This window comes from Schwartzia sp. (in: firmicutes) (genome assembly GCF_978017985.1).
Genome location: NZ_CDXDFU010000196.1, coordinates 1 through 4,138, shown reverse-complemented (window position 1 = coordinate 4,138; position 4,138 = coordinate 1). Strand labels below are relative to the sequence as shown.

The 4,138-nt window shown below is 46.6% G+C and carries 5 protein-coding genes; all 5 read right to left on the bottom strand.

Annotation, left to right across the window (positions count from 1 at the left end; all coding sequences use genetic code 11):
* Positions 1–20 precede the first annotated feature (20 nt).
* The 5 genes from ACY69O_RS08525 to ACY69O_RS08505 all read right to left on the bottom strand — a co-directional run bounded on the left by ACY69O_RS08525 (position 21) and on the right by ACY69O_RS08505 (position 4,106).
* Positions 21–407: a histidine kinase gene (locus ACY69O_RS08525; protein WP_462333043.1), complete on the bottom strand. Its 387-nt coding sequence runs from the start codon at positions 405–407 to the stop codon at positions 21–23.
* Positions 397–810, bottom strand: coding sequence for a metal-sensing transcriptional repressor (locus ACY69O_RS08520; RefSeq protein ID WP_462333042.1), 414 nt, complete (start codon positions 808–810; stop codon positions 397–399). Before ACY69O_RS08520 ends, ACY69O_RS08525 begins: the two co-directional genes overlap by 11 nt.
* 8 nt (positions 811–818) lie before the next feature.
* A complete protein-coding gene (locus tag ACY69O_RS08515) occupies positions 819–1,178 on the bottom strand; it encodes an Hpt domain-containing protein (protein ID WP_462333041.1) in 360 nt (119 codons plus the stop codon).
* Between the two features lie 80 nt (positions 1,179–1,258).
* Entirely contained in the window at positions 1,259–1,879 is a 621-nt protein-coding gene (locus tag ACY69O_RS08510) for an MBL fold metallo-hydrolase (protein ID WP_462333040.1), read from the bottom strand.
* A complete protein-coding gene (locus ACY69O_RS08505; RefSeq protein ID WP_462333039.1) occupies positions 1,869–4,106 on the bottom strand; it encodes a RelA/SpoT family protein in 2,238 nt (745 codons plus the stop codon). Before ACY69O_RS08505 ends, ACY69O_RS08510 begins: the two co-directional genes overlap by 11 nt.
* Positions 4,107–4,138 lie beyond the last annotated feature (32 nt).

Here is a 4,138-nt window from a genome sequence, read left to right as displayed (position 1 = left end):
TCCAGAAGAGCCGTTTCTATTTACTTTAAACCAATATGGGCCTTAGCCGCATTGCATGCAGACATATATGCCTCTTTTACTTCTTCAATTATGTCCTGCATCTCGGCCTCGCCATACCCGTCACGAATCGCCTGGGCCGCTGCGCCTGTTGCGTGATAAAGCTTCTCAAAGCTCAAATTCGCCGAAGTTCCACGCAATGTCTGCAGCGCTTTATCAGCCATGCCCATATCGCCCATTGCAACTCCGGAACAAAACTCTTCAAAGGAACAATCATATAGAAACTGCTGTAAAAAAGTCTTATACATATCTTCCTTATGCATAAAACGCTCAAGCCCTTTTGTATAATTCAAATCAGGGTATGTCTCTTTACGCATATCTATCGCTTCCTTCCGTTCATCATTTGACAAACTGATCCAGTGCTTTTTCGAAACGATCTATTGCTTCCTGATTGTTATCATGCACCGCATCGACTATACAATGCTCCATGTGGTCCTTTAATATAATTTTTCCCACATTGCGCAATGCCGCATTTACCGCGGAAATCTGAATCAGTACATCGCTGCAGTCACGCCCGTCCTCAACCATACGGCGAATTGACTGCATATGTCCTATCAGACGCGCCATGCGGTTCAGCACAGCCTTTGTATGTTCATGGGAATGAACATGACCGTGTTCGTGGCTATGCTCATGGCTGTGTTCATGGCTATGCTCATGATTATGGCCGTGAGCGTGGTCATGCGAATGAGTATGCCCATGCGTATGCTCATGACTTTCTTCCAAAGAAATCTCCTGCATCTCTTTTTCAGTCATTGGCAGCCTCACTCCCCATCTCGGGTTGCCAAAATCCTGTAAGCCGTCATCTGATTCATAAGCTCTTTATAAATTACCTTCAGCTCTTCATCACAATTTCCGGCACGAAGAGGTTCAACAATTTTAACAACAAGGTCATACAGCGGTGTAAGTCCCATGTTAGCCGTAAGACCTTTAAGTGTATGGGCATGACGGAACGCCAGATCAGCATCTTTTCCGTCCAATGCTTCTCCCAATCCTTCAAAAGCCGGATCAGCAACGAATTTCTTATACAATTTCGCATAAAACTCTTCGTTGTTCAAAAAACGTACCATTGCGCTGTCAATATCGCATCCACGTTCCCGAAGGGCAGTAAGCAAAGCACTCATGATATTCACTCTCTTTCCCTATAGTATATTTCAATGATAACACATATCGAACCATCGTTAAATATATAACCGTTTACATTTTACCACTGCATGTAAGGATTGTACATTTTTTCCCAACCAATTGTTGTTTTCGGACCATGCCCCGGATAAACCTCTGTTTCATCAGGCAGCGAAAAAAGTTCTTTTTTAATTGAGCTTACGAGCTCCTGCAGAGAACCGCCCGGAAAATCCGTTCTTCCGATTGATTCCGCAAAAAGAGCATCACCGCTGAAAACAATTCCGTCCCCTACAAAGCAGACTCCTCCCGGAGAATGCCCCGGCGTGCATACGACCTTTAACGTAATATCCCCGAAGGTAATAGTCTCTCCACCGTGCAAAAGCTTATCTGCAGGTCTTGCCAGCGCGTGATACCCCATAAAAGCAGAAAGATTTTCTCTCGGGTCCGCCAGCATTCCTGCATCAGCTTCATGGATATAAAGGGGTGCTCCCGTAGCATCTCTTATTGCATCATCAGCTCCGATGTGGTCCCCGTGGCCGTGGGTATTCAGTACATAACGGATATCCAGCTTTTCTTTTTTGATATGTTCCAGGATACGTTCCGGGTTTCCGCCGGGGTCAATAACCGCACCGATACGGTTGTCATCATAGATAACATAGCAGTTTACCTCAACAGGCCCTACTACAAAGTAATCAACTTTCATCAATATTGCACTCCTTTATGCTTGTTGAAAGTGCTCTGGTGACGCTGAAAACGTCCTTCAAACGACGCAGCTTTGTCATAATCTGCTGAATCTGCTGCGCGTTCTTTACGTCCAGTCCCATCAATATTGTCGAAGTCTTGTTCCTTCTGTTCGGCTTAGCATTGATGGAGCTGATATTTACCTTCATTTCCGAAGGTACCGCCAAAAGTGTCGTCAGCACGCCGCTCTTGTCGTTTGCCACAATAGTAATCTGTACCGTGTAGACCTTATCCAGTCCGATATCCCAGTCAACCTCGATAAGACGGGAGAAATCCCCTATGTCTCCAAGCACGTTCGGACAGTCTGCCCGATGCACCGATACACCGCGTCCGCGGGTAATATAACCCACAATCGGGTCGCCCGGAATCGGGTTGCAGCAGCGCGCAAGACGCACCAGAAGCCCCGCCTCGCCCTCGACAAGAATGCCGTGGCTGGATTTTTTCATTTTGCCGTGAGTCGGCTTCAGTTCACTGAGAAGCTTTGAAATATCAGGCCCTGCAGCTTCTTTGAGTTCTTTTTTGTGCAGCTCGATGAGCTTCGACAAAATACCGTTCATTGTAATTCCGCCGTAACCCAATGCTGCCAGAAGGTCGTCCTCCTGTGCTATGTTCAGCTTTTTCGCAACCTCAAGAAGCCTGCCCGCCTTCAAGAGCTGCTTCGGTTCATAACCAAGGCGTTTTGCTTCCTTTTCGAGCATGCCCATGCCGCGTTCAATATTCTCTTCACGTTTTGCCTTCTTGAACCAGGAGCGAATCTTATTCCTCGTTTCAGACGACGCGACAATATTCAGCCAGTCGGGGCTTGGCCCGTTGTTGGCTTTATTGGTGATAATAGATACTATATCGCCGTTTTTCAGCTTATGTTCCAGAGGTACGAGCTTTCCGTTGACCTTTGCGCCTACACAGTGATGTCCGACCTCCGTATGAATACGATAAGCGAAATCAAGAGGAATAGAGCCCTTCGGAAGGTCAATAACGTCACCCTTCGGAGTGAAAACAAATACCTCATCAGAGAAGACATCTACTTTTAACGCTTCTACATATTCTCTCGGATCGCTGAGCTCCTGCTGCAAATTCACCATCTGACGGAGCCACGACAGCTTTTGGTCGTATGTATTTGTAGCTCCTATGCTCTTTCCGGCTTCCTTATATTTCCAGTGCGCAGCGACACCGTATTCAGATACCTTATGCATATTGAATGTGCGAATCTGAATCTCCAGCGGATAGCCCCGTGTCATAACAGTCGTATGCAGGGACTGATAGCCGTTAGATTTCGGCATAGCTATATAATCCTTGAAACGCCCCGGCATAGGCTTCCACATAGCATGAATAACACCAAGGACCGCGTAGCAGTCGCGCACGGAATCAACAAGCACACGGACAGCGGATAAATCATATATCTCACTGATGTCCTTGTTGTCGCGCTTCATCTTTTTATAGATGCTGTAAAAATGCTTTGCTCTGCCACGTATCTCAGCCTTGATGCCGCTTTCCGCAAATTTCTGCGTAAGCTGCTCAATAGCCGCGTCAATAAACTCCTGACGCTCGCGCCGTTTCTGCTTCACGCTCTCAACGAGGTCATAGTATATTTCCGGCTCAAGGTAGCGAAGACAAAGGTCTTCAAGCTCCCATTTTATGCTTGAAATACCGAGACGGTTAGCAAGCGGCGCGTATATCTCTATTGTTTCCTTCGCAATGCGCTTCTGCTTGTCCTCGCGCATATATTTCAGCGTTCGCATATTATGCAGACGGTCAGCCAGCTTTATGAGAATAACGCGGATATCTTTAGCCATGGCTAAAAACAGCTTGCGATAATTCTCAAGCTGCTGCTCTTCTTTTGACTTATATTCGATTTTACCTAACTTTGTAACGCCGTCGATGAGCATAGCAATCTCATCGCCGAACTGCTCCTGCATTTCCTCAATAGTGTATGTCGTATCTTCAACGACATCATGAAGAAGCGCCGCGCTTATAGTCGCCTCGTCCAGGTGCATATCGCAGAGAATCTTGGCAACGTTCAGCGGATGGATAATATACTCCTCCCCCGAAGCGCGCTTCTGCCCCTCATGGGCTTTACGTGCAAGCTCATAAGCGCTGTATATTACATCGAGATCTGCTTCGGGCTGCGTTTTCCGTGCCAGCTCGATAATGTCTTCAATTGTTACGGTATCTGTTCCTTTATCATTCATCGGGTATCTCCCTATGATATATACTTTTCTTC

What these genes read in the sequence shown, in the direction of transcription:
- ACY69O_RS08520 (WP_462333042.1), bottom strand. Translation starts at nt 810, where the DNA reads ATGACTGAAAAAGAGATGCAGGAGATTTCTTTGGAAGAAAGTCATGAG.
- ACY69O_RS08515 (WP_462333041.1), bottom strand. Translation starts at nt 1,178, where the DNA reads ATGAGTGCTTTGCTTACTGCCCTTCGGGAACGTGGATGCGATATTGAC.
- ACY69O_RS08510 (WP_462333040.1), bottom strand. Translation starts at nt 1,879, where the DNA reads ATGAAAGTTGATTACTTTGTAGTAGGGCCTGTTGAGGTAAACTGCTAT.
- ACY69O_RS08505 (WP_462333039.1), bottom strand. Translation starts at nt 4,106, where the DNA reads ATGAATGATAAAGGAACAGATACCGTAACAATTGAAGACATTATCGAG.